This window comes from Lentzea sp. CC55 (genome assembly GCF_021056325.1).
GTDB classification, from domain to species: Bacteria; Actinomycetota; Actinomycetes; order Mycobacteriales; family Pseudonocardiaceae; genus Lentzea; species Lentzea jiangxiensis.
On record NZ_JAJCXE010000043.1, the window covers coordinates 1 to 24,934 of the forward strand.

At 70.6% G+C, this 24,934-nt stretch carries 22 protein-coding genes and 1 tRNA gene; 4 read left to right on the plus strand and 19 right to left on the minus strand.

What is annotated here, in order from left to right; translation table 11 throughout:
* The 3 genes from L6E10_RS40450 to L6E10_RS27230 form a co-directional block, all read right to left on the minus strand.
* Nucleotides 1-997, minus strand: a 997-nt coding sequence (locus L6E10_RS40450) for a PPE domain-containing protein (RefSeq protein WP_275677119.1), incomplete at its 3' end; no start/stop codon positions are given.
* Nucleotides 998-1,001: 4 nt separating this feature from the next.
* The gene (locus L6E10_RS27225) at nucleotides 1,002-1,577 is read right to left on the minus strand and encodes a DUF3558 domain-containing protein (protein ID WP_236222711.1); all 576 of its coding nucleotides are present in this window, start codon (nucleotides 1,575-1,577) and stop codon (nucleotides 1,002-1,004) included.
* Nucleotides 1,578-1,593: 16 nt separating this feature from the next.
* Nucleotides 1,594-2,007, minus strand: coding sequence for a hypothetical protein (locus tag L6E10_RS27230; protein WP_236222713.1), 414 nt, complete (start codon nucleotides 2,005-2,007; stop codon nucleotides 1,594-1,596).
* Nucleotides 2,008-2,154: 147 nt separating this feature from the next.
* Between L6E10_RS27230 and L6E10_RS27235 the strand changes: the two genes are divergently transcribed.
* Nucleotides 2,155-2,982, plus strand: coding sequence for a hypothetical protein (locus L6E10_RS27235; RefSeq protein ID WP_236222714.1), 828 nt, complete (start codon nucleotides 2,155-2,157; stop codon nucleotides 2,980-2,982).
* Here L6E10_RS27235 and L6E10_RS27240 read toward each other — a convergent pair.
* The 4 genes from L6E10_RS27240 to L6E10_RS27255 form a co-directional block, all read right to left on the minus strand.
* The gene (locus L6E10_RS27240) at nucleotides 2,964-3,605 is read right to left on the minus strand and encodes a helix-turn-helix domain-containing protein (RefSeq protein WP_236222716.1); all 642 of its coding nucleotides are present in this window, start codon (nucleotides 3,603-3,605) and stop codon (nucleotides 2,964-2,966) included. The genes L6E10_RS27235 and L6E10_RS27240 overlap by 19 nt on opposite strands.
* A 190-nt stretch (nucleotides 3,606-3,795) precedes the next feature.
* Nucleotides 3,796-3,867: transfer RNA gene (locus L6E10_RS27245), tRNA-Val, on the minus strand.
* A gap of 54 nt (nucleotides 3,868-3,921) precedes the next feature.
* Nucleotides 3,922-5,304: a carbohydrate-binding protein gene (locus tag L6E10_RS27250; RefSeq protein WP_236222718.1), complete on the minus strand. Its 1,383-nt coding sequence runs from the start codon at nucleotides 5,302-5,304 to the stop codon at nucleotides 3,922-3,924.
* 113 nt (nucleotides 5,305-5,417) lie between these two features.
* Nucleotides 5,418-7,055, minus strand: a complete 1,638-nt coding sequence (locus tag L6E10_RS27255; RefSeq protein ID WP_374237567.1) for a bifunctional 3'-5' exonuclease/DNA polymerase — start codon at nucleotides 7,053-7,055, stop codon at nucleotides 5,418-5,420.
* Between the two features lie 179 nt (nucleotides 7,056-7,234).
* Between L6E10_RS27255 and L6E10_RS27260 the strand changes: the two genes are divergently transcribed.
* On the plus strand, nucleotides 7,235-9,646 hold the full coding sequence (locus L6E10_RS27260) for an ATP-binding protein (protein ID WP_236222722.1): 2,412 nt from the start codon (nucleotides 7,235-7,237) through the stop codon (nucleotides 9,644-9,646).
* Here the strand turns inward: L6E10_RS27260 and L6E10_RS27265 are convergent.
* Together L6E10_RS27265 and pruA are read right to left on the minus strand one after the other, a co-directional pair.
* The gene (locus L6E10_RS27265; protein WP_236222723.1) at nucleotides 9,633-10,556 is read right to left on the minus strand and encodes a proline dehydrogenase family protein; all 924 of its coding nucleotides are present in this window, start codon (nucleotides 10,554-10,556) and stop codon (nucleotides 9,633-9,635) included. The genes L6E10_RS27260 and L6E10_RS27265 overlap by 14 nt on opposite strands.
* Nucleotides 10,557-10,644: 88 nt before the next feature.
* Nucleotides 10,645-12,270 carry an L-glutamate gamma-semialdehyde dehydrogenase gene (gene pruA, locus L6E10_RS27270; protein WP_236222725.1) on the minus strand — a complete coding sequence of 542 codons (1,626 nt, stop codon included), beginning with the start codon at nucleotides 12,268-12,270 and terminating at the stop codon, nucleotides 10,645-10,647.
* A gap of 129 nt (nucleotides 12,271-12,399) precedes the next feature.
* Here pruA and L6E10_RS27275 point away from each other — a divergent pair, with 129 nt between their 5' ends.
* Nucleotides 12,400-13,917: a CdaR family transcriptional regulator gene (locus L6E10_RS27275; RefSeq protein WP_236222727.1), complete on the plus strand. Its 1,518-nt coding sequence runs from the start codon at nucleotides 12,400-12,402 to the stop codon at nucleotides 13,915-13,917.
* On the opposite strand, the gene L6E10_RS27280 is transcribed toward L6E10_RS27275, so the two are convergent.
* The 8 genes from L6E10_RS27280 to L6E10_RS27315 are packed head-to-tail and all read right to left on the minus strand — an operon-like array spanning nucleotide 13,899 to nucleotide 19,972.
* Nucleotides 13,899-14,516: a membrane protein insertase YidC gene (locus L6E10_RS27280; RefSeq protein WP_236222729.1), complete on the minus strand. Its 618-nt coding sequence runs from the start codon at nucleotides 14,514-14,516 to the stop codon at nucleotides 13,899-13,901. The two genes, L6E10_RS27275 and L6E10_RS27280, sit on opposite strands and share 19 nt — an antisense overlap.
* Nucleotides 14,517-14,555: 39 nt before the next feature.
* The gene (locus L6E10_RS27285; protein ID WP_236222731.1) at nucleotides 14,556-14,840 is read right to left on the minus strand and encodes a DUF6412 domain-containing protein; all 285 of its coding nucleotides are present in this window, start codon (nucleotides 14,838-14,840) and stop codon (nucleotides 14,556-14,558) included.
* A gap of 10 nt (nucleotides 14,841-14,850) precedes the next feature.
* On the minus strand, nucleotides 14,851-15,576 hold the full coding sequence (locus L6E10_RS27290; RefSeq protein ID WP_236222732.1) for a hypothetical protein: 726 nt from the start codon (nucleotides 15,574-15,576) through the stop codon (nucleotides 14,851-14,853).
* Nucleotides 15,573-16,118: an RNA polymerase sigma factor gene (locus L6E10_RS27295; protein WP_236222734.1), complete on the minus strand. Its 546-nt coding sequence runs from the start codon at nucleotides 16,116-16,118 to the stop codon at nucleotides 15,573-15,575. The genes L6E10_RS27290 and L6E10_RS27295 overlap by 4 nt, the downstream gene beginning before the upstream one ends.
* A 46-nt stretch (nucleotides 16,119-16,164) precedes the next feature.
* Nucleotides 16,165-16,752 (minus strand): uridine kinase, encoded by a 588-nt coding sequence (locus L6E10_RS27300; protein ID WP_236222736.1) that lies wholly within the window; start codon nucleotides 16,750-16,752, stop codon nucleotides 16,165-16,167.
* Nucleotides 16,749-17,306, minus strand: coding sequence for a DUF402 domain-containing protein (locus L6E10_RS27305; protein WP_236222738.1), 558 nt, complete (start codon nucleotides 17,304-17,306; stop codon nucleotides 16,749-16,751). The genes L6E10_RS27300 and L6E10_RS27305 overlap by 4 nt, the downstream gene beginning before the upstream one ends.
* Nucleotides 17,284-18,558: an NAD(P)/FAD-dependent oxidoreductase gene (locus tag L6E10_RS27310; protein WP_236222739.1), complete on the minus strand. Its 1,275-nt coding sequence runs from the start codon at nucleotides 18,556-18,558 to the stop codon at nucleotides 17,284-17,286. The genes L6E10_RS27305 and L6E10_RS27310 overlap by 23 nt, the downstream gene beginning before the upstream one ends.
* 58 nt (nucleotides 18,559-18,616) lie before the next feature.
* Nucleotides 18,617-19,972, minus strand: coding sequence for a GAF domain-containing protein (locus tag L6E10_RS27315; protein ID WP_236222741.1), 1,356 nt, complete (start codon nucleotides 19,970-19,972; stop codon nucleotides 18,617-18,619).
* Nucleotides 19,973-20,169: 197 nt separating this feature from the next.
* On the opposite strand from L6E10_RS27315, the gene L6E10_RS27320 reads away from it, so the two are divergent.
* On the plus strand, nucleotides 20,170-21,507 hold the full coding sequence (locus L6E10_RS27320; RefSeq protein WP_236222742.1) for an aldehyde dehydrogenase family protein: 1,338 nt from the start codon (nucleotides 20,170-20,172) through the stop codon (nucleotides 21,505-21,507).
* Here L6E10_RS27320 and L6E10_RS27325 read toward each other — a convergent pair.
* Nucleotides 21,504-22,982 (minus strand): beta-N-acetylhexosaminidase, encoded by a 1,479-nt coding sequence (locus L6E10_RS27325; protein WP_236222744.1) that lies wholly within the window; start codon nucleotides 22,980-22,982, stop codon nucleotides 21,504-21,506. The genes L6E10_RS27320 and L6E10_RS27325 overlap by 4 nt on opposite strands.
* Before the next feature lie 383 nt (nucleotides 22,983-23,365).
* A complete protein-coding gene (locus L6E10_RS27330; RefSeq protein WP_236222746.1) occupies nucleotides 23,366-24,838 on the minus strand; it encodes a CYTH and CHAD domain-containing protein in 1,473 nt (490 codons plus the stop codon).
* Nucleotides 24,839-24,934: the final 96 nt, after the last annotated feature.

Sequence of the window (24,934 nt, forward strand, 5' to 3'; positions counted from 1 at the left end):
CACCGAGGCCGCCACCGCCGCCACCACCACGACCGCCGCCGGCACCACCACCGGGCCCGCCGGGCCCGCCGATGCCGCGGCCCGCGCCGGGACCACCGGGGCCGCCCGGCCCACCGGGACGGTTGCGCGGGTTGTTCGGGTCGAGCGGACCACCGGGACGACGCGGGTCGTTCGGGTCCCACCTGCCACCGGGCGGCAGACCGGGGTCGCCGATGTTGCCGGGCGGCCGCGGACGGCCGTCGTCGATCGGCGGGGGCGGTGGGAACCTCGGGTCGACACCGGACGGGTTCGTGCTGTCCGTCGGCGGCTTCCAGCCGGAGGTGTTCGTCTGGTCGCCGCCACCGGTGCCGGTGTTCGTGCCCGTGTTCGTGCCCGTGCCGACGTTGGGCGGCGTCTGGTTGTGCGAGCCGACCTCGGAGATGCTGCGCTCACCGTTGTTCGGCTGCTCCGCGACGTTGCCGTCGGTGGCGGTCGGCGCGATGAAGGTCGGCTGGTTGTTCATGCTCGCGGTGACGGCGTTCCCGTACTCGGTGAACGCCCGCATGTTCTGCTCGTTGACCTTTTGGTTCGCCTTGACGGCCTCGTCGTAGTCCGTCTCCCAGAAGGCGAGGTCGTTCAGGAACGGCTTGTCCGGAACGCTCGGCGGCTTGTCCATCGCGTTCCTGGCGTTGACGTACGCGTCGCCGACGGCGTCCGCGCTGTCGCCCGCCTGCGTCGCCGAGTCGCCGGTGACGGTGGCCCAGCTCGCGAGCGGCGACGTTCCGCCCCGGGCAGCGTCACCCGCCGCACCCTCCCAGACAGCGCCGGAGTCGCTCACGGCCTTCTCGATCAGCCGGGCGACTTCCCCGTGGCCGTTCGAGAGGTCGCGCCAGGACTGCGCGGTGACCGAGGTGCTCTGACCCGGTCCGCTGCCGTTCTCGAACCACTTGTAGATCGTTTCGCCACCTGCGAGAGGCAGAATCGCGAAACCGCCGATGTTCGGCTCATCCCCAGCCATCTCGCTACCCCTTCAGGTTGCCGATGATCAACTGGGCCAACCGCTCGCCCTCAGGACATGCTTTCTTGCTGGCCTGCTCGTCCGAGGCGACGTTGACCTGAATCGTGACCGAGTCCGTCTTGGAGGCCTGGAGCGAGACGAGGCAGGTGACTTCACCGTCGAGCCGATCGGTGGAGATGACCCGCACTCCGTCGATCTTCTTGTCGGTGAACACAGCGTTGTTCTTGACCTCGTTGACCTGGTTGTCGAAGTTCTGGTCCTTGGTCACGTGCACCGTGTACTTCGAGTTCTTGATGACGTCCTGGCCCCGCCAGACGCAGTTGGGACCGAGCGTGCCGGTGCCGGGTTCCGGTGCGCGCACGGAACCGAGCGTCGCCACCTGGTCAGCGGTCAGGACGCTGCAGGGGGCGCCCACGAACTTCGAGAGGTCGAGGCTGGCACCGGACCCGTCGCTGGTCGGCTCGCTGCTGGTCTGCCCACCGCCGGTGGTCGGGGCCGTGGTGGGGTTCCCGCCGGTCTGGGAGCTCGTGCAGCCCGCCAGTGCGCCGAAGGCGAGTAGAGCGGTCAGCAGAGCGGTCATGCGCTTCAAGATCGTGTCAGCCCTTCATCGCGGTCTTCGCCGCGTCGTCGGTGGCCCGGTACTCGGCCAGAGCCTTCTCGATGTTCTTGATCGTCTGCTCCAGGGCCTTCCGCGCCTCGCGGTTCGCCCAGATGTAACCACCGGGCTTGCCTCCGGCCGTGTCCCGCTGGGCGAACGTCGCGTAGCCGCTGTAGGGATCGGGGCCGGGAGCTCCGTGGTACTGGATTTCGGAACCCTTGTCCTCCAGGTCCATCAGCTTCTCGAGGGCCAGCTTGAGGCCGTCGATCATCTTCTGCGCCTGGTCCGGGTCGACGCTGAACTTCGCGACACCACCGCCGCCCGCTCCAGCGGCCGCGCCCGCAGCAGCGGCACCGACAGCCGCGCCCGCGGCGGCGGCCTTGACGGGTACGAGTGCGTCGAACATCAGCATTTCAGCCAGCTCCCCTCAGAACTCCACACCCCGGTTAGAGGATTTTCGCATAGGACCGGTTCCCCGCGGAGGCGATCGAATCAGCTGATCAGGTCACGTGGCCGATTCGTCCAAGACCCCGCGCGGTCACCGGCCTAGGTTCGGGGCATGATCGGACAGGCGAGGAACTTCCTCTGGCTCAACGCCCGCACGCTGGAACAACGCTGGTTCGAGCACGTTTTCGACGGCGGCAGCGCCGAGGCGGTGGTCCGGGCGGTGCTGGCCTACCGCAACGACGACGGCGGCTTCGGCCACGGTCTCGAACCCGACCACCGCGGGCCCACCAGCCAGCCGCTGCACGCCCTGCGCGCGCTGCAGCTCTTCGGCGCGGTCGGTGCCCCTGAGCACGCCGAACCGGTTCTGGCCTGGCTGCGGGACACGTGTCCGGACGGCAGCGTGCCGTTCGGCTTCTCCACCTCCCGCGACCACCCCAGGGCGCCGTGGGTCGCGGCCGACGACCAGGGCGGGCTGCTCCTCACCTCCCAGATCGCCGCCGCCCTGCACGCGATGAAGATCGCCCACCCGTGGCTCGACCGGGCCACCGAGTACTGCTGGCTGCGGATCGACCGGCTGGAGCGGACCCACCCGTACGAGCTGCGGGGCGCGGCGATGTTCCTCGACGAGGTCCCGGACCGGGCTCGCGCGGAACTCGCCGCGGAGAAGCTCAAGCACCTCACGCAGAGCACCGAGGGCTATGCGGAGGGCGAGGGCCTGGACCCGCACGAGTTCGCGCAGAAGCCCACCAGCCTCGCCAGGGCCTGGTTCACCGACGACGAACTCGCCCGGGACCTCGACGCGCTCGAACAGGGCCAGCAGGAGGACGGCGGCTGGACGTTCGGCTTCCCCGCCTTCACCCCGATCGCGCACTTCGAATGGCGCTCGATCGCCACCGTCGACGCGTTGCTGACGCTGCGCCGCTACGGCCGGATCAGCTGACCGAGCGGCACGCCGGCCAGTGCGCGAACCTCGCGGGCCAGGTGCGCCTGGTCCGCGTAGCCGGCCTCGGCGGCGACCGACGCGAACGGCATCCCGTTCCACGCCAGGCGTAGCGCCGTGTCGAACCGCAGCACCCGCTGCAGCACCTTGGGCGGATACCCGAACGCGTCGAGGCACCGCCGCCGCAGCTGGCGTGCGCTCAGCCCGATCTCCCACGCCGCCGTGGCGACGTCGGCGCGGCGCAGCAACGACGCCGTGGCGGCCAGCGCCGGGTCCACGACGACCCGCGAAGCGCAGAACTCCACCATCTCCGTGAACGAGGTCAGCCGCGCGGAGGGGACCAGCTCCGGCAACGCCACCCGCTGGTCCCGGACGGCGTGCGCGGGCACCCCGAAGACGGACGGGAAGGCCCCCGGTGGCAGCCGGACGCCGTACAACGTCCCGGGCGCGACGGAAGCGAGCTGCGCCTCGGTGTCCGGCCCGGCCACGAACAACGCCCCGGTCGCCGGTGTCCACATGAGATCGGTGCAGCCGTCCGGCACGACGCGCTGCACGGTCGGCGACGAGACCGTGCGCGTCCAGAGGCAGGCCAGGCCCGCGGGAGCGGGACGTTCGGCGTACACGGGTCCATCAAAGCAAACGGCGCCGCATCCGAGGAGGACGCGGCGCCAGGTGGTGGGCCTTGCCATGGCTTGCTCCAACCCTGGTCGCTCAACGCAACCACGGCTGGGGGTCTGGGGGCTCGGCCCCCGGAAAACACAACGGGGCGAGGAGGTCGGCGCTTTCCGTCGACACACCCCGCCCCGAGAATCGTGGACGATACTGGGATTGAACCAGTGACCCCTACCGTGTCAAGGTAGTGCTCTCCCGCTGAGCTAATCGTCCGCGGCGAACGGACGGAATACTAGCGGACGGACGCACCCCGGCACACGAGCGGGGTCAGGTTCCGAACTTCACCCAGTTCACGCTCACGTACGGCGAAGGCTGCCCGCTCGTGAAGGTGATGTAGACGTCGTGCGTGCCGGTGATGTTCGAGATGTTCGCGGGGATGGTTCTCCACGAGTCCCACCCGCCGGTGCTGCCCACCGCGAACGACCCGACCGGTGCGGCTGTGCGCGACCCGAGCCGAACTTCGACCAGACCGCTCACGCCACCGCCCGCCCCGGAGGCGACGCGGGCGTAGAACTGCCGCGCGGGCCCGGTGCCGAAGTTGACGCCGGAGAACTTCAGGTAGCCGCCGTTGCCGATCTGGTGCACACCGGAACCGCCGTCACCGGGCGCGACCGAGCCGCCCGACCGCTCCGAGGCGTTCTCCGCCTGCAGCTCGCTGTACGCGGAACCCCCACCGCCGGGGTTCGACGTGGTGGTCGTGGTCGTCGGAGGAGTGGTCGTCCCGCCACCAGACGAGTAGACGGCCACGTAGTCCACGACCATCGAGTGCCCGGACTGGGTGGCCGCGACAGGGGTCGGCTGGTTGTTGTTCAGCGCGTTCGGGAACGCGCCGCCCATCGCGAGGTTGAGCAGGATGAAGTGGCCCGCGTGCGACGTCATCGCGTTCCACACGTTGACGCCCACACGTGCCTGCGTCACCTGGTGGAACGACTGGCCGTCGACGAACCACGTGAACGTCTTCGCGGCGTCGTCCCACTCGAAGCGGTACGTGTGGAAGGCGGTCTGGCAGGACGCGCCGGGGCACGTCCGCGAGTTGCCGATGCCGGTGAACTCGCCGCAGGCGCCGCCGGGGGCGACGTCGCAGTGCAGGACGCCCCACACGGAGTTGATGCCGTTGACGTTCTCCATGATGTCGAACTCGCCGATGCCCGGCCAGTTCCAGTAGTTGCCCCGGTACGGCGCGCCCAGGGTCCAGAACGCGGGCCAGTAGCCCAATGCCGCCTCGCCGGTGACGTTCGGCATCTGGATGCGGCCCTCGATGGCGAGCTTGCCGCCGGCGGGGGGCTTGAAGTTGGAGCGCTGGGTCTCGATGCGCGCCGACGTCCAGTTGCCGGCGCCGTCCTTGAGCGCGGTGATGCGCAGGTTGCCGTTGCCGTCGAGCTTGATGTTGTTCGTGCTGTTCGTGTAGTTCTGGATCTCCCCCGTACCCCAGTTGGCAGGTCCGCCGGGGTAGCCGTGGCCGAGGTCGAAGATCCAGTTGGAGCTGGACGGCAAGGTCCCGCCGGGACCGTTGAAGTCGTCACCCCACACCTGCGTCCATCCCGATGCAGGGGGTGGGATCGAAGCGTTGGCGGACATGGCGGCGATAGCCAGGGGTACCGCGGCAATAAGAGCTGTCGTGGCCGCGAGGATGCTACGGCGTCGTCTCATGCGCGAGTGACCTCCTTGTCACGGGTGCAGTCCACTTATGAGAGCGCTCTCACGGCGTAAGAACAAGCGCCCGTTCGGACCAACGGTGCAAATCGGCACAGTCTCGTTCGGACTCACTTCGCGTCGGCGTAGCAGGTCACGGGCACCGCCTTCATCGGGAAGCGCACCGATGTCCCGCCGAACAGCAGCCGCGTCGCCTCGCGGCCCGCCTGGGCGATCGCCTCCACCACGGCGTCCGCGTCCTCGCGGGGGCAGTGCACGAGCACCTCGTCGTGCTGGAAGAACACCAGGTGCGCGTCGGCGGGCAGCCGGGTGCGCAGCACGCCCAGCAACGCCGCCGTCCAGTCCGCCGCGCTGCCCTGCACCACGAAGTTGCGGGTGAACCGCCCCCAGTTCCGCGCCGCCTGCCGCGACGACCGCGACACGTCCCCCGAGTCGTCCGCGCCGCCGGTCAGCTCCTGCCAGGCCGCGGACGGCGTGGGCGAGGTGCGGCCGAGCCTCGTGCGCACCATCCGGCCCTGCTCGCCGGCCTGCGCCGCCGCCTCCACGTACCCGACGGCGATCGGAAACCTCTTGCGCAGCACGGCGAGCAACGACCCGGCCTCACCGGCCGTGCCGCCGTACATCGCGGACAGCATCGCGATCTTCGCGCGCGACCGCTCGCCCTGGAACGAGTCCTCCGCCAGCGCCGCGTAGAGGTCGTCGTCGCCGCAGACCTCCACCAACCGCGCGTCCCCCGACAGGGCAGCCAGGATCCGCGGCTCGAGCTGCGAGGCGTCGGCCGCCACGAGGCACCAGCCGTCGTCCGCGATCACGGCCTGCCGCATCAGCCGTGGGATCTGCAGCGCCGCCCCGCCTCGCGACGCCCACCGCCCGGTGACCACGCCCCCGACGACGTAGTCCGGCCGGAACCGCCCGTCCGAAACCCAGGTGTCGAGCCACGACCAGCCGTGCGCCACCCACAGCCGGGCGCGCTCCTTGTAGTCCAGCAACGGCGCCACCGCGGGGTGGTCGACGTTCTTCAGCACCCACCGCCGCGCGGACGGCACCTCGACACCCGCCCGCGAGAACGCCCGGACGATGCTGGCCGGCGCGTCCGGGTTGATCTCCCTGCCGCCGAACGCCTCCTGGATCTGGTCCGCCAGCGCCTGCAGCAGCTTCGGCCGGGCGCCCGGCGCCGGACGCGGCCCGAGCACCTCCTCCAGCAGCCTCGCGTGCACGTCCTCCCGCCACGGCAACCCGTGGTGCGTCATCTCCGCCGCCACCAGAGCCGACGCCGACTCCGCCGCGATCAGCAGCCCCAGCGCCGGATTCCGTTGCTGTGCGCGGAAAACCAGCGGCAGCGCGGCCAGCGGGTCCGTGTCGCCGGGCAGCGACACCGGCTCCGGCCCGAACAACGTCAGCTCGTCGTCCTTCTTGGGCGGCCCCACGTCGGCGGGCGCGGGCAGCCCGAGCACGCGTGCCAGCGCCCCCGGCAGCTCACGGGGCTCCCGGTGCCTGCCCTCGGCGCCGAGCAGCAACGCCTCCGTCAGGTGCAGGTCCCAGCACCGGTCGACCCGCACCCCGGCCCGCAGCAGCGCGGGGTAGACCTCGGAGGTGTCCGCCCACACCCAGCGCGGCCGGTGGGCGCGCTCCAGCGACGCGACGGCGGAGGCCAGCGACGGAGCCTGCATCGGCGGACCGGCGGGCGTCCCGTCGTCGTGCAGCTCCTGCCACCGGCCCGCGCCGTCCGCTTCCGGGACGAGGGCGATCAGCACACCCCGATTGTGCAACCGACCCCCGACAGTTTCAGTCCAGGCTGAAACCCGAACGCCGCCAGCCGGTGGACCACCTCCAAGCCAGGGGGCGATGGAGTGAGAGAAAAACGGGAAGAGGCCACGATGGAGTGGTCTTCCTACCCCTCCCCGGAACCGCGACCGACTATGGGTGCGTGGACCGAGCACTCAGCGTCGCCGCGTTGCTGGATCCCACCCGTCAGGTGGTCCCCTTCCACGGCAGAGAACCAGAACTGGACGCGCTCGCGCTCTGGCGCGACAGCCCCGCCGCCCAGGCGTCCCTGCTGCTGCACGCCCCGGCTGGCGCGGGCAAGACCAGGCTCCTGCGGCACTTCGCCGAGCACTGGGACGAGGAGGCGCACGGCCGGCTGCTGGTGGTCGACGACGCCGACCGCCTGACGTGGAACGACGTCTTCGCGCAGCTGCAGGACACCCTCCGGTACGGTCCGGTGCGCACGCGGGTGCTGCTGGCCGCGCGGACCACGGGCTGGTGGTGGTCCTCCACCCGCCAGCGCATCGCCGACTTCGACCACGAGGTGACCGACCTCGAGCTCGCCCCGACGATGAGCGACCGCACCGAGTCGTTCACGCTGGCCTGCCAGCACTTCGCCAAGCAGCTCGACGTGACCGCGCCGGACGAGCCGCCGCCGAACATCGCGCACGAGACCGTCCTCGACCTGCACCTGGCCGCGCTGACCGCCGTCCGCGGCGACCCGTGCGACGTGAACCGCACCCAGCTCGTCCGCCGGCTGCTCCAGCACGACGACGGTCCGAGGACCGGGCGCCTCGCCGAGGACCACCTGGCGGTGACGACGCCGGACCGCCCGGATCCCGACCTGCTCGCCCGCGCGGCCCTGCGCTGGCCCGCCCTGAGGCCCGGGCTCGACGAGCTCCTCACCGGAACGCCGGAGGTCGTGCGCGACATGGCCCGCGACAGCCTCCGGATCGCCGCCGAGATCGGGTCGCCCGCCACCGTCGAGGCCATCGCCCGCCAGGTCTTCCGCGACGAGCGCTTCGCCACCGACGCGATCCCGTCGATCCTCACCCGTCGGCTGGTCGAGCGCGCCGGCGGCACCCTCGAACGCGCCGAGATGTACGGGATGCTCAGCGCCCGCACGATGCTGTGCGGCCTGCGCCAGGAGTCCGTCGACGCCTCGCGCGCCGAGGTGCGGTGCTACCGCGAGCTCGTCGAGCAGGACCGCGAGAACCGGCCGCTGCTCGCGGACGCGCTGGGCGACCTGGGCCTGCGGCTGATCAACGCCCAGCGGGGCGACGAGGTGCTCGCCGTCTCCGAGGAGGCGATCGCGCTCTGGCACGAGATCGCCCTCGACGACCCGGAGACCGTGCCGCAGCTCGCCTCCGCCCTGGAGCAGATCAGCTACCGCTACCAGGCGCTCGGCCGCGACGAGGCCGCGATGACCGCCATCAGCCGCGCCACGCTGCTCTTCCAGGAGCTCGCCACGAACCACCCGGCGCTCTTCCGCGCGGACTTCGCGCGGGTCGCCGCCGCGATGGCCCGCCGCTTCCACGTCGAGGGGCAGAAGCAGCACGCCGCCGACTCGATGCAGCTCTCGATCGCGAACTGGCGGGTGCTCGCCCAGGAGGACCCGCGGTTCGAACCCGAGCTCGCCCGCAATCTCGTCACCGCCGGCACCGTGTTCGTCGACCTCGGCAGGGCCGAGGCGGCGAGCGAGACGCTCAAGGAGGCCGTCGGCCTGTTCCGGCGCCTGGCCGTCGCGAACCCCGGGACGTTCCGCACCGGCCTCGCCGACGCGCTGGTGCGGCGCAGCCGGGCGTTGCGGGAGCTGGCCGACGACGTCGAGGCGGCGCTGACCGCGCGCGAGGCCGTGATGCTCTGGCGGGAGACGGGCGACCGCAGGGGCGTGGGCGCGGCCCTGCTCACCGTGGCCCAGGTCGTCGGTGACGCCGGAGCGGCCGAGGAAGCCGTCGAGGTGTACCGGGAGCTGGTCGCCGAGGACCTCGTCCGCAACCAGGCCGGCCTCGTCGTCGCCCTCGCCGTGCTCGTCGAGCAGCGGCTCCTGCGCGGTCAGGACGGAGAGGCGCTGCACACCGCCGACGAGTGCCTCGACGTCTGCCACCGCCTGCCGTCGCAGCTCGTCGAGTTCTTCGGCGACGAACTGGCTCCGGCGTTGCAGAACACGGCACGCCGGCTGTCCGAATCGGACCACCACGTGCGTGCCCTGCGGATGTCCGAGTTCGCCGTCGGCGTCTGCCGCGCCATCACGGCGAAGACGCCGCCCACGGTCTACCTCTCGGCTGTGCAGCAGCACGTGTGCCGGCTTCGTGCCGCGGAACGGAAGGAAGAAGCGAGGAACACGGCGCACACGGCCGTGGTGCTGTGGCACCTGACCGGGCTCGACCTCGACCGGCACCCCGGCTACGCGGACGCGCTCACGATCTACGGGGCGCTCTGCGCGGAGACGGGGTTCGAGGTGGGCAAAGCACTGCGGCTCACCCACCGCGCGGTCGAGATCCTCCGCGAGGCGGGTGAGCCGGTGAAACTGGGGTTCGCCCTCGAGACGGTCGAGGCGCTCAGCTCGTCGTGAGCAGCGAGCGCACGAAGAACGCCACGTTGGCCGGACGCTCCGCGAGACGGCGCATGAAGTAGCCGTACCACTCGTCGCCGTACGGGACGTAGACGCGCATGCGGTTGCCCTCGGACGCGATGCGGCGCTGCTCCTCGGGCCGGATGCCGTACAGCATCTGGAACTCGTACGAGTCCTTCGAACGCCCCGAGGCCAGGTCGGCCGCGATCGCGATCAGGCGGGGGTCGTGCGAGGCGACCATCGGGTAGCCCCGGCCCTCCACGAGGACCTTCAGGCAGCGGACGTACGACAGGTCGACGTCGTGCTTGTCCTGGTACGCGACGGAAGCGGGCTCCTGGTAGGCGCCCTTGCACAGCCGCACGCGCGATCCGGCGTAGGCGAGGTCGCGGCAGTCCTGCTCGGTGCGCTTCAAGTAGGCCTGCAGCACCGCGCCGACCCACGGGAAGTCCACGCGCAGCTCGCGCAGGATGCTCAACGTGGAGTCCGTGGTGGTGTGGTCCTCCATGTCGAGCGTCACGGTCGTGCCGACGACAGCGGCGGCGGCACAGATGCGACGCGCGTTCTCCAGCGCGATCTTCTCGCCGTCCACCGGCAGCGACTGGCCCACGGCCGAAAGCTTGACCGACACCTCGGCGCCCTCGGTGAGCCCGTGCGACTCCAGCCGGGACAGCAGGGTCAGGTACGCCTCGACCGTGCCGGTGGCCTGCGACTCCTCGACGGTGTCCTCACCGAGGTGGTCCAGCGTGACCAGACGACCGTCCGCGAGCACCTCGGCGGTCGCGTGGATCGCGGAGGTGACGTCGGCACCGGCGACGAACCGCTCGACGACCGGACGGGTCAGCGGCGTCGACTCGACGAGCTTGCGGGCACCCGCGCTGCGGGACGCCAGGAGGAGGCTGGAGCGCAACATTGGTTCACGTCCTCGGGGTGTGAGAGGTGAGGGGAACGTCGAAGTGCTTGTGGCGCAACGACGTTCCCCTCATCCAGGAGGGCCTGGTCTAGCCCTGGTGCGGGTGGAGGTGGGAGGTGGGCGCCACGAAGGTCTCCTTGATGGAGCGCGGGCTGACCCAGCGGAGCAGGTTGTGGACCGACCCCGCCTTGTCGTTCGTGCCGGACGCGCGGCCGCCGCCGAACGGCTGCTGGCCCACGACGGCACCGGTGGGCTTGTCGTTGACGTAGAAGTTGCCGGCGGCGAACCGCAGCTCCTCCTGCGCGTGCGCCACGGCGGCGCGGTCACGGGCGATGATCGACCCGGTCAGGCCGTACGGCGCCGCGCTCTCCATCTGCTTGAGCACGGTCGGGTAGTCGGCGTCCTCGAAGACGTGGACCGCGAGCACCGGGCCGAAGAACTCGGTGGTGAACACGGAGTTCGCCGGGTCGGAGCCGAGCAGCACGGTCGGCCGGACGAAGAAGCCGTCCGAGTCGTCCGCGGTGCCACCGGCGGCGATCTCGAGCGACGAGTCCGCGCGAGCGGCCTGCAGCACGCCCGACAGCTTGTCGAACGAGCGGCGGTCGATCACCGCGCCGCCGAAGTTCGAGAAGTCGGTGACGTCGCCGTAGGTCAGCGCCTCGACCTCGCTCAGGAACCGCTCGGAGATCTTGTTCCACACCGAGCGCGGCACGTAGGCGCGCGACGCGGCGGAGCACTTCTGGCCCTGGTACTCGAAAGCACCGCGGATCATCGCGACGCGCAGCACGTCCGGGTCCGCCGACGGGTGCGCGAGGATGAAGTCCTTGCCGCCGGTCTCGCCGACGATCCGCGGGTACGAGCGGTAGTTCGCGATGTTCGCGCCGACCTGCGCCCACAGCTTCTGGAACGTCGCGGTGGAGCCGGTGAAGTGGATGCCCGCGAGGTCGGGGGAGTTGAGCGCGACCTCGGACACGGCCAGGCCGTCACCGGGCAGCAGGTTGATGACGCCGGGCGGCATGCCCGCCTCTTCCAGCAGCCGCATGGTGAGGTGCGCGGCGAACGACTGGGTGGGCGACGGCTTCCACAGCACGACGTTGCCCATCAGCGCGGGCGCCGTCGGCAGGTTGCCGGCGATGGCGGTGAAGTTGAACGGCGTGATCGCGTAGACGAAGCCCTCGAGCGGGCGGTGGTCGGTGCGGTTCCACACGCCGGGGGAGGAGATCGGCTGCTCGCTCAGCAGAGTGCGGGCGAACTGCACGTTGAAGCGCCAGAAGTCGATCAGCTCGCACGCCGAGTCGATCTCCGCCTGGATCGCGGTCTTCGACTGGCCGAGCATCGTGGCGGCGTTCAGCGTCTGGCGCCACGGGCCGGCGAGCAGGTCGGCGGCGCGCAGCAGGATCGCCGCGCGGTCGTCGAACGACATCGCCCGCCACGCCGGGGCGGCCTCGCGGGCCGCGCGCAGGGCGTCGGTGGTGTCCTGCTGGGTCGCGCCGGCCAGCGTGCCGAGGACGGAGCGGTGGTTGTGCGGCTGGACGACGTCGAACCGCTCGCCGCCACCCATGCGCTGCTCGCCACCGATGGTCAGCGTCAGCTCGAGCGGCTCCTTCTGCAGCTCGGCCAGCTTGGCCTGCAGCTCAGCGCGCTCCGGGGTGCCGGGGCCGTACTGCAGGACCGGCTCGTTGACCGGGGCGGGAACCTGGGTGACCGCGTCCACTCGCAACTCCTCTTCGAATCAGCGTCGGTACGCACACCGTAAGTCCGCGCGACCGGGCCACGGTTGTCCGACTGACCAAGATTCACCAGGTCAGATGTACGATCGAACAGTGTTGAAGGCCTCTGGGCGATGAGCCTCCGCCATCTCCTGATCGCGCTCGGCGATCCGCTCGTGGAACTCCAGGTCGCGCCCCACGGCCTGGAGGTCGAGGTCCGCGACGTCGTGATCATGGATCCGGACGACCCGCCGGACGTGGCGGCCGGTGATCTCGCGCTGGTCATCGGCGCACGGGGCCGGGCAGCGCTGCCGCTGATCAGGGCCGCCGGACGGGCGAAGGCGGCCGCCGTGGCGGTCAAGGAGAGCTCGCCGGCGCTCGAACAGGCCGCGACGGACGCGGGCGTGGCGTTGCTCGGGGTCCGGCCCGAGGTCCGCTGGGGTCACCTGGAGTCGCTCGCCCGGAGCGTCCTCACGACCACGACCGACGACGGCGAGGTCCTCGGCGACCTGTTCGCGCTCGCGCAAACGATTGCCACCCTGACCGGCGGCATCGTCAGCATCGAGGACACCGCGAGCCGCGTCCTCGCCTACTCCCGCTCCTCCGACGAGGTCGACGAGCTGCGCCGGTTGTCGATCCTCGGCCGCCAGGGCCCCGAGCCGTACCTGAAGATGCTGCGCGAGTGGGGCGTCTACAACCTGCTCCGCTCGGGCGAGGAGGTCGTGCGGATCGACGAGCGCCCGGAGCTCGGCATCCGCCGCCGCATCGCGGTCGGCATCCACGCCGGGGCCCAGCCGCTCGGCACCATCTGGGTGCAGGAGGGCGACCAGCCGCTGACCGAGCAGGCCGAACGGGCACTGCTCGGCGCCGCCCGCGTCACCGCCCCGCACCTGATCCAGCAGCGCAACCAGCCCACGTCGAGGTTCCGCGAGAACCTCCTCGCCGCCCTGCTCACCGGGCGGATGGACGCCGCCACCGTCGCGGGCCAGATCGGCGCCGACCCCGGCAAGCCCGCCGCCGTCGTGGTGTTCGCCCTGCGGGGCGGCGAGGGCGACCGCAGCGAGCACGAGCTCCGCCGCGCCGAGATGACCGGCCTGATCTCCGTGCACGCGGCCGCGTACCGGCGCAGCGCCCTGGTCAGCGAGTCCGGTGGCCGCACCTACGTGCTGCTGCCCGACCTCGCCCCGAACGCCCAGCTGCTGAACCTGACGCGGGAGATCGTCACCACCGCCCGGCGGCACCTGCACACGTCCGTGCAGGCGGCCGTCGGCTCCACGGTGTCCACACTGGACGACGCGCAGATCTCCCGGCAGGAGGCCGAACGCGTGCTCGACGCGATGGCCCGCGACCTCGACGCCGAGGTGGCGACGCTCGCCGACGTCCGCTCCCAGGTCCTCGTGAGCGAGATCCTCGCGCTGCTGCAGGACAACCCGCGCATCAGGGACCCGCGCATCGACGCGCTCGACCCGGAGCTCGCCAAGTCGCTGCTGGCCTACCTCGACGCGTTGGGTGACGTGCGCGCCGCGGCGGACAAACTGCACGTGCACCCGAACACGTTGAGATACCGGCTCAAGCGGGCCAAGGAGAGCGGCCTCGACCTGGACGACCCGCTCGTGCGGCTCGTGGCCCAGCTTCAGCTCAGGATGCGGTAGAGCAGCGCCCGTTCCGCGATCGTCCACGTCGTCGTGGTGAGCAGGTACAGCCCGGCGGCCAGCGGCAGGTAGGCCGCCACCAGGATCGTCCCGAACGGCAGCACCTTGACCAGTCCGGTCATGAACCCGGGCTGGGGCGTGGCGGTCATCCGCGACTGCTGCCACTTCACGGTCAGACAGGCGACGACGGCGAGCAGCCCGAACAGCACGAAGAACACCCACGCGAAACTGCTCAGGAAGTGAGCACTCAGCGAGACCCCGAAAATCGTCCCCTCCAGCAACGGGTTCGGAGTCGTGACCACCTGGTAGACGACCATGAAGAACGGGACGGTCGCGAGCATCGGCAGCATGCCCGCGAACATCGAGACGCCGTGGCGCTTGTAGACCTTCTGCGACTCCTCCGAGAACCGCACCAGGTCCTTGCCGTACTTCTTCTGCAGCTTCTGGATCTCGGGTGCGAGCTTGGCCTTGGCCTTCTCGCCGCGCACGGCCGCGCGGTAGAGGGGGTGCAGCGCGAGCCGCACGACGATGGTGAACAGGACGATGGCGAGCGCGGGCGTGCCGAAGCTCGCCAGGGCAGCGCCCAGGTCAGCGAACAAGGGAGGTTTCTCCGTCTTGAGTCGGGAAGTGCGGACGTGTCAGAACGTCCGGCATCCCGGTGCTCGGGGACGGGCCCTGCCTGCGGCATCAGGGTTTCGCACGCGCAGCTGTGCCGTGCGCTGGGCTCGTTCGCGGATCGAGAGCGACCGCGCCGGTGCCACCGACAGCGGCACCAGCGCGACGACCACGATCAACGCGAGGGCGAGCGCGGTCACGGCCGCGACGACCTCGGTGGGCGACGAGAACAGCGTGAAGGCGTAGAGGGCGGGCAGGAAGACCGCGAGCGCGAGCATCGCCCGCTGCTTGGTCTCCGGCCGCCACATGCCTCGCAGACTACCTGGACCTGACGGGAACGGGGGCGGTCTGCAGGAGGACGCCCGCTCCGTCGTAGAGCCTGACCTCCTTCGGCTTGCCCAGGCTCGGCCACCACGTGACGATCCAGCCGTTGCCGAGGCTCGCGGTCACCTCCAGCGCGTCCTCGGTGACGATGACCGCCTTGCCGACCTCCGGGCTCACCCGGCCGGTCAGAACGGTCGTGCTGGTGCCACTGCTCACCTCCGTCATGCCGATCTGCGGGGCGAAGTCGGCGAACAGGCGGTCGCCGAGCGGCTCGCGTTCCTCGACGCCGCCGTGGGCGCTCATTCCGACGCCCTTCGGCGTCCCCCAGCACAGCGCCTCGGACCGCGGACCGGTGAACACCACCATCGTCATGTCGCCGCGCTGGTCGGTGACCGCCACCTCACGCGGGGCCGGCCAGACCGGACGCCCCTCCAGTCCGCGCTCCGCGTCCATCCGGTCGAAGGTCTTCCCGCACGCCGCGATCATGGGCGCCAGGTCGCCGGGCGCCCTCGGTTCGGCGGTCCACGACGCGGAGGCGTCCTGGTTCGTCGGCGTCCACAGCACCAGCGCCACGGCGACGGCGGCCACGAGAGCTGTCGAGGGCACCGCGAAGCGCCACCACCGGCGCGACGGTTTCGCGCTGACCTCGTTCAGCAGCGCGTGCTTGCGCACTTGCAGCCGCATCGGGTCGAGCCGCGGGATGTCCGGCGTGATGTTCACAGCGCCTCCTCCACCAGTGCGCCACGCACGGTGCGTTGCGCGCGAGCGAGCCGGGACTTCACCGTGCCGACCGGGATGCCGAGCACCTGAGCGATCTGCGCCTGGGACAGGTCCGACCACGCGGACATCTCCAGCACCTCCCGGTCCCCGGCGGGCAGCTTCTCCAGTTCCGCGATCACCGCCCGCGTCCTCGCCTCGGCGTCCACCCGCCGTGCGACGTCATCGGCGTGGTCGTCGTCCGCGTGCTGCGGCGGAACCTTGCCAAGAGCCGCCTTGTACCGCGTGCGGGCGCGTTGGTGGTTGCGGGTGGCGCCCAAGGCGACGGTGTACAGCCACGGCAGCAGGGACTCCTCGACCGTCACGGACGTGCGTTTGCGCCACGTCTCCAGGAACACCACGGACACCAGGTCCTCGGCGACCGCCCACGTGCCGGTGCGGCGCAGGCAGTAGGCGAACACGGCCTGGGCGTGGCGTTCGAACAGGAGCCCGAACGCCTCGCCCGCACCGGCCCGGACCTGTCCCCACAGTTCTTCGTCGGTCACGGACCCTCCTCTCTGCTCCGCTCATGTCCGCAGGGAGGTGTTCGGTTCACGACTCGACGAGACCGGGCCGTTCGGGGTGGTCGTAGCGCACGAAGAGGTCCGCGACCGGCTCGTAGTCGTCGAACGCGGGCAGCGTCCACTCCTCGGCCGTCTTGCGCTTCAACGCGCCGGGGGAGAGCCACAGGTGCACGGTCAGCTCGGCCGGCAGCCACCGGTCGAGCATCAGGGTGCCGTCCACGAGCACGACGCCGTTCTCCGGCAGGTCGACGTACTCGGCGCGGCTCGCCCGGTCGGTGGCGGCGTTCCACAGCGACGGCAGCACCCTGCCCTCCACCGCCGGGTCGAGCACCTCGCGTCGCAGGCCCTGGTAGTCGAACCAGTCGTGCCGGTACGAGTACGAGTCGGTGCGGCCGTGCTCCAGCCGCACCGACGCCGGTCGCAGGAAGTCCTCCAGGGACACCCGCCGCACCGCACGGCCCAGGGCGCGCAGGGGTTCGACGACGGCGTCCGCGAGCACGCCCGGTGCGGCGGCGGGGGCGCCGTCGACCAGGACGCGCACCCGTCCGCCGAGCTCCGACACCCGGCCGGCGATCTCGGCGACGAGCGTGTCGAAGGTCAGCGGCCGGACCTTCACCGCCACACCGCTTCCGGTTGCCAGTCCGCCCAGGCCGGGTCCCACCAGACCTCACCGGACACCAGCATCTCCTCGATCTTCACGGCCTCGGCCCGGATCTCCTCCGCCTCCCGGGCGGAGTACTTGCCCGACGCGACCTGCTCCTCGAACTCGTCGAGGTCGCGCTGCCGCCAGGTGCCGTCCGGGGCGACGGTGTAGTCCAGGGCGTGGTCGAGCGTCTCGAACCCGTCGTCGACGCGGCGGTAGGGCGCCTGCAGGTTCAGGTAGTAGTTGCCGAAGACCCTGTCCTCGCCCTTCCAGAACAGGTCGACGGAGTAGGCGTCCTGCGGGCGGTGCAGCATGAGCTTGCCGTGACCGCGCCAGAAGCCGCGGTCCGGCCTGTCCCACGGGTGCGGGTGGTGGTGGCTCGGGTAGGTCAGCTTCGTGCCCGGCTCCACGAAGACGGCGAGCAGCCCCGGCTCGTCGACGACGACCCTGGTCGGCATCTCCGACCAGACCTTGCCGTGCAGCACCTCGCGCCGCACCACGACCTCACCCGGCGCGAACAACCTCATGGCCAGAACTTACGTGATCACGCTCGGCCGCGTCCTCGGCCATCATCCTCCGCTTGAGCGGCGGCACGACGTTGGTCACCCGCAGGAACGTCCGCGAGAACGCCGCCACGACCCGTCCGATCACGGGTTTGTGGGCCAGTCCGGTGCCGTCCATCATCTCGCGCGACGCCTCCACGGCCCGGAACCCGTACTCGACCATCTCGCGTTCGTACTCGCCGATCGCCTGCACCACGTCCTTGCCGCGGTGGGCCTCGGCGAGCTTGCGGGACAGCAGTTCCGCGTCCCTCAGCGCCGTGTTCGCGCCGATGCCGCGGCCGGGAGTCATGAGGTGCACCGCGTCGCCGATCATCGTGACGTTGCCGGGCTCCCAGGGCCGCGGCCGCTCGGACGTGCGGACCTTGATCTGGAACACGGTCTCGGGCGTCGCCAGCGCGAACAGCCTGCGCAGGTCCGGGTGGAACCTCGGCGTCAGGTTCAGCACGACCTGCTTGAGCTCGGCCCGGCTCATGCCCTTCAGGTCCGGGAACCTCTCGTGCGCCGCCGCGTAGCCCCACATGATGTAGTCGTCCTCGACGCCGGTGCCGTCGAAGCGCATCACGTGGATGATCACGAACTCGCCGCGCGGCCCGAACACCAAGGTGATCCCGCCGTCGGCCAGCGGTGGCAGCAGCTTCGCGTTCTCCTCGGTCAGCGGCAGCTTGCCCGCGATCGACGTGATGCCGGTGTCGACCACCGCAGCGTGCGGCAGGCGCAGCCTGCGCACCTTCGACTGCGCGCCGTCCGCGCCGACCAGGACGTCACCGGTCGCGGAGGTGCCGTCGTCGAAGTAGGCGGTGACGGTGCCGTCGTCGTTCTGGCTGTAGTGCCGGAACGTCTTGTCGAACCGCACGACGTCGTCCAGGCCGCCCAGCAGTGCCGTGCGCATCGCGATCCGGCTCACGGACTTCTCGCTGCGGCTGTCGTCGGCGTTCGTGCCGATGTCGCCGGTCAGCAGTTCCCGGTACTTCTCGGTCCGCATGACGATGTGCTTCGGCGGCCGGGCCGTGGTGCGGACGAACTCGGCGAACACCTCCGGCGGCAGGCAGCTGTGCAACGCCTTGCTGCCGTCCGGGCTTATCCCGACCCGGTAGCCGATCAGCATGCTGCGCGGTGTGCGGTCGCGTTCGAACACCGCGACGTCCACGCCGGCCTTCTTCAGCCCGTGCGCCAGGCACAGGCCACCGGTCCCCGCTCCGATGATCAGCACGCGCATGAGAATCCCCCTCACTAAGTATCTTAGTAAGGAAGATATTCACGTGCTGAGAGTCTTGTCAATCGTCCTGATTGAGCCTCCTCAGCCGGGCGGTGGCGATGGCGAGCCGCACGTCGTCCGGCGGCAAGAGCCTGACCAGCTGTTCCAGCGCCTCGACGTCGTGCTCTCCCGAGTCGGTCTGGGTGAACGTCCACAACGCGTTCGCGTCGCCACGCGCCAGGACCGCCGTGCGCACGCCGGTCGCGAGGTCGTCCCGCTCGGCCAGCACGACGGGCGCCTCCGAGCGGCGCAGCAGCGACCCGCGGTACCTGCTCGCGGCCAGCGGCACGTCGCCGTCCTTCAACGCGGCCCGCACCGCCAGGAAGTCCGTCTCGACGTCGGCGGTGAGCCGGTACGGCCTGGTCGCGAGCACGTCGGTGCCCAGCTGGGCGCGCAGCCGGTGCAGTTCGGCGCGCACGGTCGTGGGGTTGCCGCGCTCGCCGTACAGGCGCAGCGCGAGCTGGTCGGCGGACAGCCTGCCGTGCAACGTCAGCGCGCACAGGATCTCGGCGTGCCGCAACGAGATCGGCACCTCGCGGCCGTCCAGCACGACCTTCGGCTCCGGCAGCAGGAACGACAGCGACAGCACGCTGCGCCGGACGTGGCGCTGACGGGGGATGCGCAGCAGGTAGCCCTGGGCGAGCGGTTCGAGGACCGCCTCCCGGCCGTCGGGCAGCCGCACCCTGTCCGCGGAGACGTCGACGCGCGACGGCAGCAACCCGTACGGCTCGACCGCGACGACCCGCCCGGTGGGGCTGAGCAGCGCGCCCGGCTCACCGCGCAGCGCGATCAGGTGCCGCATGTTGCGCGACCGCAGCTCCTCGTCCTGCGCGTGCATCCGCGCGAGCATCTCCGACTCCGCGAGCCGGGCCGACGCCGACACCAGCGCGACCATCGAGGGGTGCACGGTCTCGATCGGGCCGCTCAGGTCGACGACCCCGATCGTGGTCCCCGTGTCGGGATCGCGGATGGGGCTCGCCGCGCACGTCCAGTGGTGGTACGTCCGCACCAGGTGCTCGGCCGAGTGGACCGTGACGGGCGAGTTCACCGCGAGCGCGGTGCCCATGCCGTTCGTCCCCGCCGCGCCCTCCGACCACAGCGTTCCCGCCGCCAGGCCGACGTCCTCGGCACTGCCGCGGGTGTCCTTCGAGCCCTCGCACCACAGGATGTGGCCCTGCGCGTCCGCGACGATCATGATGTGCTTGGCTTCCTCGGCGAAACCGAGCAGCGTCTCGCGCAGCAGCGGCAGCGTCGGGTGCAGCGGGTGGCGTTCGCGCAGGTCGGGTAACTCGTCGGCGGCGAACACGGTCGGCGCGGTGTGCAGGTCGGGATCGACGTTCGCGGCGAGTGACCGCTGCCACGACGCGGAAATCACCGAGCGTGGCAAATCGACCGTGCGAGTACCACTCAACACGGCATCTCTGACGCGACTCAGCAACAGTGCGTGTTGCCCAGGGTCGTGGGCCACTGATCCATCCACGGCTTGCAACGGGCATGCAACGTACTGCTGCCTACTTTCTCATTTTCCCCGCGACAGTCCCGCAGTGGGCCATCTTCTGGCAGGAGCTGAGAATGACGCAGTACGCGGCACCGGGTCAGCCCGGCAGCGTGGTCGCGTACCGGCCGAGGTACGACCACTTCATCGGCGGCGACCACGTGGCGCCCGTGTCCGGTGAGTACGTCGAGAACGTCACGCCGGTGACCGGCGAGGTGTTCACCGAGGTCGCACGCGGGACCGACGCGGATCGGGCCCGTGCGCTGCACGCCGCCAGTGGCGCCGCACAGGCGTGGGGGAACACCACGGCGCGAGAGCGCGCCACCGTGCTGTGCGAGATCGCGGACCGCATCGAGGAGCACGCGACCGAGCTCGCCGTCGCCGAGACCTGGGACAACGGCAAGCCCGTGCGCGAGGCCCTGGTCGCCGACGTGCCGATGCTGATCGAGCTCTTCCGCCAGTACGCCGCCGTCGTCCGCGCCGAGGTCGGCGAGGTCGAGCAGCTCGGCCGCGACACCTGCGACTACCGCTCGTTCCAGCCGCTCGGCGTCGTCCACGAACGCGTCTCGTGGACGTTCCCGCTGCTGAACGCCTGCCGCGTCCTCGCACCCGCCCTGGCCGCCGGCAACGCCGTCGTCCTGGAACCCGCCCTGCAGACGCCGGCGTCCGTCCACGTCCTGATCGACGTGATCGCCGACCTGCTGCCACCCGGCGTCGTCAACGTCGTCACCGGCTCAGCCGACCACCCCGCGACGTCCGGCCGCTGCCCGAACATCTTCTTCTCCGACGTGACCGCGCGCCGCGACGGCTTCCTCGACAAGGCCCTCGAGGGCTTCGCGATGTTCGCGGCCAACCAGGGCGAGACCGCCACGGCCCCGTCGCGCGCGTTGCTCCAGTCCGCCGTCCACGAGGAGTTCCTGCACCTCGCCACCGAACGCACGCAGGCGTTGAAGCTGGGTGACCCGCTCGACACGGACACCGTGGTCGGCGCCGTCGTGAGCCTCGCGCAGCGCGATCGGGTGCTCGCGTACGTCGAGCGCGGCAAGGCGGAGGGCGCCCGCCTGGTGACCGGCGGCGAGGCCGACGGCCACTACGTCCAGCCGACGATCTTCGAGGGCGACCACCGCTCGTCCGTGTTCGCCGACGACGTGCTCGGCCCCGTCGTGTCCGTGACGAGGTTCGACGACCGCGACGACGCCCTGAAGATCGCCAACGACGCCGCCTCCCAGCTCGGCGCCGGCATCTGGTGCCGTGACATCGCGTTGGCGCACAACGTGGGCAGGGACCTGCGCGCCGAGCGGGTGTGGGTCAACAACTACTACGCGTACCCGGCGAGCACCAACGCGCTCGCCGAGTACCGCCGCATCAAGCACCTGGTCGTCAGCTACTCCGACCGCGGGCGGGGCTACTTCTAGTCCTGGCCGGGCCAGGGCACCTGGGGACTGGGGTGGAAGCGGACGCCCTGGACCCGCCAGCGCTCGGCCTGGGCGGCCAGGCGCGGGGCGAACGCCTCCCAGTCGTGGACCTCGGCCGGGGCCCAGGCGAGCTCGGCCGCCGCGGCGAGCCTGGGGAACGCCATGTGCTCGACGTCCGCCGAGGTGGTGACGGTTTCCGTCCACAGTGGAGCTTCGATGCCGTGGACGTGTTCCTCGGACACGCCCTCCAGGTGGGCGCCGGGGTTCCAGTCGTAGGTGTCCCTGACGTCGACCAGGCCCGCCCAGACGAGGCCCAGCGTCGTGGTGTCGTCGTACTTGATGTCCAGGTAGACGTGGTTGGCCGGGGACATCAGGACCTTGTGGCCGCGTCGCACTGCCGCGGCCACGTCGTCGTCGGTCGTCGTGGTGCCCCAGAACTGCGGGATCGTCGCCGGGTCGTCGCTGGTCTTGATGAACTCGTGCCAGCCGATGGCCGTCTTGCCGTACTTCTTGACCAGCGGGAGCACTCGCGTCATGAAGGTCGCGTAGTCCTCCTCCGAGGTGGAAAGAGCTTCGTCGCCGCCGATGTGGAGGTACGGGCCCGGGGTCAGCGCGGCTACTTCCCGGATGACGTCCTCCACGAAGGTGTAGGTGACGTCCTTGTGGATGGCCAGGGAGGAGAAGCCCACGTCCGTGCCGGTGTAGTGGGGCTTGGCCCTGTCGTCGTCGTTCAGTTCCGGGTAGCTGGCCTGGGCCGCGTTGGTGTGGCCCGGCACGTCGATCTCCGGGATCACCGTGATGCCGCGGTTCGCCGCGTACTCGACCAGGTCCTCGTACTCGGCCTGCGTGTAGTGGAGGTCGCCGGTTCGCCCGCCCACCTCCGTCGAGCCGCCCGTCCTGGTCAGGTCGGGCCAGCTCTTGATCTCCAGGCGCCAGCCCTGGTCGTCGGTCAGGTGCAGGTGGAAGTAGTTGATCTTGTAGGCGGCGATCTGGTCGATGTAGCGCTTGACCTCGGCGGGGGTGAAGAAGTGCCTTGCCACGTCCAGCATCGCGCCCCTGTGGTGGTACCTGGGGTGGTCCCGGATGCTGACCGCGGGGATCTGCCAGGGGCCTCGCTGTGGTGACTGGGCTTCGATTCTGGGATCGAAGAGTTGGCGCAGGGTGGCTATCGCGTTGAAGTGGCCGGCCGGGGAGTTGGCCCTGATGGTGACTGCATCCGGGGTCACGTCCAGCTGGTAGCCCTCGGTGCCCTGGTCCTCGGCTGCGCCGTCGGTGAAGCGGATGCGACCGGTGGCGTCGTTGACCGGTAGTGCGAAACCCGTTGAGCGGCGGAGGATCTCCGCCAGGCGCTCTGCCGGTTCCCGGGCGGCTGCGGTGGCCTGGATGGTGGTGTCCGGTGTGAGCGTGTGGGTGCCTGGGGATGGGGTGACCTTCACCGGGTGGGGGACCAGGTGTTGCAGGGGGTTCTCGGTCACCTTGGGCGCTCCTGTTGGGGTTGTGTTGCGTTGGTGGGTCCTGTTTACCGCTCGGGGCTCCGCCCCGGACCCCGCCGATCTGATCTGAAGCCGGGCCGGCGCCGTTGGCGGGTTGATGGCACGCCTGGTGCGTTGGGCGGCTTGCTGTTGCGTTGGTGGTTGCGTTGGTGGGGTGGCTTCGTCACGAGTCGAGCCAGGAGCGGGCCACATCTGAGAAGGGGTGTCAAACCGCCGAAGAGCGTGGCGGTTTGACACCCCTTCTCAGATGCAGCAGGAGCTGTGTCACGACTCGTGACGAAGCCACCCCACCGGAGTGCCTCGGGAAGACTGCTCGGCTTCGCCTTCGCTTGGGCTCGCCTTCGGCATCGCGGGGCTGCTCTTGGCTAGAGATGTTCCTTGGACAGCTTGCGCCACAAGGCCGGGAGGTCTGCTTCCGTCTTGTGTGCCAGCTCCACCTCTTTGCCGTACAGCAGGCCGAAGGTGAAGCCGTTCTCGTCGCCCCTGCCCAGGTCCAGGAGCACCGGGCGGGCCACCACCGAGTCCTGGTGGTCGCCCAGCAGGGTGGTGACGTCCTTGGCCCGCTTGCGGAGGGCCTCGGCGTGCTTGCCCAGGGCCGGTTCGGCCACCTCGGCCGAGTAGCGGAGGCGTTTGGCCGCCTTGCGGGCCTCGTGCAGGGGTTCGTCGCTGTCGGTGGTGGCGAGGGCCGCTTCCACGCGGACGTCGAGGCGGTGGCGGGCCTTTTCCACCAGGCCGGGGAGGACGTCCTTGGCCTTGCCCGAGGCCTTGGCGGTCAGGGGTGGCTCGGTCAGGAGGGTGTCGATGCTCGCGAGGAGCGCGAAGTAGCGCTTGCTGTCGAGCGCCGCCACGGAGTCGTTGTGCGCCTTGGCTTCCAGCGGGGCGAAGTGTCGCGTCAGGCGGGCCGCGACGTCGCCCAGCACCAGTTCCGGCGGGAGGGCGTGGAGGCCCTCTTCGAAGCGCTTGCGGAGCACTTCCAGGTCTCGGGAGGTGCCGAGGACCCCGGCGAGCCACTTCAGTTCGTCGGTGAGGGCTCGGGTTCGTTCCCGGTCCACGATCTTGCCGAAGGCCTGCAGCGCCGAGCGCATGCGGCGGGTCGCCACCCGCATCTGGTGGACGGCGTCGTGTTCGTTGCGGCGGACTCGCGGGTCCTGGTTCTGCAGGGCCGCGCGTTGTTCGTAGAGGTAGGCGAGGACCACGTCGCCCGCCGTCGGCTTCTTGCCGAGGGTGGGGCCGGAGTCGCGCCGGACGCCGATCACCTGGGAGAGCTTGGACTTCGAGGACGACGGGACGATGCCCGCGTCGCCCAAGTGGCGTTCCACGGTGTCGAGGAGTTCGCGGTCGCCGCTCTCGCCGAGTTCGACCTCGATCTCGCGCCACGAGCTGGTGGTGGTCGAGGAACCCAGGGATTGCGCGGTGACGACGTCGTCGACGACCTCGGCGAGCATGTCGCCGTTGCCGTTGGTCAGCTGCCAGCGGCGGCGGTTGGTGCGGATCTCGGCGACCGGGGTGAGGTCGTTGCCCCTCGTGTGGGCGCGGACCAGGGAGGTGAGGTCTTTCGGGGGTTTCTTCGTCGCGCGGCCCAGGGGGACGTGGAGCTCCTCGCGGGAGTCCTCACCTGCCGGGAGCTTCAGGTGCCAGCCCTCGTCCGGGCCGCCGACGCGCCTGCGCAGGGTGACGCCGGCGCGGGCCAGCCGGTAGTCGTCCGTGTCGAAGTACGTGGCTTCGAGGTCGAACTCCTCCGGGCCGGCGGCCACGCCGGTGATCTCGGTGAGGTCCGGCAGACTCGCGTCCGATGGGGCCTCGTACTTGCGTTCGGTCTCCGTCGTAGAGGTCGCCATTTGTCATTAATACCTCGTTTTGCGCCAGTTCACGCATGGTCGTGACGGTGCGTGAGAGCTGGGTTCCTCGGTCGGGCGGAAGTGCGTCTCTAATGC

Excerpts from the sequence above, each read along its gene's own strand:
- L6E10_RS27225 (WP_236222711.1), bottom strand. The coding sequence starts at position 1,577 with ATGACCGCTCTGCTGACCGCTCTACTCGCCTTCGGCGCACTGGCGGGC.
- L6E10_RS27230 (WP_236222713.1), bottom strand. The coding sequence starts at position 2,007 with ATGCTGATGTTCGACGCACTCGTACCCGTCAAGGCCGCCGCCGCGGGC.
- L6E10_RS27235 (WP_236222714.1), top strand. The coding sequence starts at position 2,155 with ATGATCGGACAGGCGAGGAACTTCCTCTGGCTCAACGCCCGCACGCTG.
- L6E10_RS27250 (WP_236222718.1), bottom strand. The coding sequence starts at position 5,304 with ATGAGACGACGCCGTAGCATCCTCGCGGCCACGACAGCTCTTATTGCC.
- L6E10_RS27265 (WP_236222723.1), bottom strand. The coding sequence starts at position 10,556 with ATGTTGCGCTCCAGCCTCCTCCTGGCGTCCCGCAGCGCGGGTGCCCGC.
- L6E10_RS27275 (WP_236222727.1), top strand. The coding sequence starts at position 12,400 with ATGAGCCTCCGCCATCTCCTGATCGCGCTCGGCGATCCGCTCGTGGAA.
- L6E10_RS27285 (WP_236222731.1), bottom strand. The coding sequence starts at position 14,840 with ATGTGGCGGCCGGAGACCAAGCAGCGGGCGATGCTCGCGCTCGCGGTC.
- L6E10_RS27305 (WP_236222738.1), bottom strand. The coding sequence starts at position 17,306 with ATGAGGTTGTTCGCGCCGGGTGAGGTCGTGGTGCGGCGCGAGGTGCTG.
- L6E10_RS27310 (WP_236222739.1), bottom strand. The coding sequence starts at position 18,558 with ATGCGCGTGCTGATCATCGGAGCGGGGACCGGTGGCCTGTGCCTGGCG.
- L6E10_RS27320 (WP_236222742.1), top strand. The coding sequence starts at position 20,170 with ATGACGCAGTACGCGGCACCGGGTCAGCCCGGCAGCGTGGTCGCGTAC.
- L6E10_RS27330 (WP_236222746.1), bottom strand. The coding sequence starts at position 24,838 with ATGGCGACCTCTACGACGGAGACCGAACGCAAGTACGAGGCCCCATCG.